Origin of the sequence: Mesorhizobium sp. M7A.F.Ca.AU.002.02.1.1, assembly GCF_003998535.1 — a bacterium.
Lineage (GTDB): Bacteria > Pseudomonadota > Alphaproteobacteria > Rhizobiales > Rhizobiaceae > Mesorhizobium > Mesorhizobium ciceri.
The window spans coordinates 1-622 of record NZ_RZPB01001410.1 but is presented as its reverse complement, the minus strand read 5'-3'; the positions used below and the strand labels follow the sequence as shown (position 1 = coordinate 622).

The window sequence follows — 622 nt, the reverse complement described above, 5'->3', positions numbered from 1 at the left end:
CTTTTCGACCGAGCGGATCAGGATTTCCGCCGCCTTGCCGCCGCCGACGATGACGGCGCGCCGCTCCATGCGGCCATCGCGCGCCCAGGCCCGGATCAGCTTCGACATTACCAGCCTGAGGCCGAAGATGAGAACGAAGCCGATGACGAACCAGCTGCCCAACAAAAGGCGCGAATAGTTTTCCGACATCTTCATGACGAACGCCGTCAGCGCCATCAGGGCGAAAGTGCCGGCCCAGACCAGCAGCACACGGCCGAAATTGGCGATCGGCCGCATCAGGGCGACGATCTGGTAGCAGTCGGTGACGTCGAGCAGCACCACGGCAAGGAACGACGCGGCGGCGATCGTTACCGGATACTGCCAGGCGAGATAATTGAAGAACCCGACATAATGGAAATAGACGGCGAGCCCGGACAGGAACAGCAAGCCGAATTCGACCATGCGCAGGACGCCGCTGACCATGATCGGCGACATCGTATCGCGCCGGTACTGCGAGGCGACCTGGCGCGCGACATCGTTCATGCCGCTTGGCGTGTCGCCATCGGCCGGGCCGTCGAATTTACGCACCGCCTCTGCTGAAAAGCGGCGCGCGGGGTCGATCTCGTTCATGAGGGCTTTCCGC

The 622-nt window shown here is 62.9% G+C and carries 1 pseudogene; it reads right to left on the bottom strand.

Annotation, left to right across the window (positions count from 1 at the left end):
- Positions 1-609, bottom strand: a pseudogene (locus EN879_RS38050) (undecaprenyl-phosphate glucose phosphotransferase); the annotation flags it as partial.
- Positions 610-622: the final 13 nt, after the last annotated feature.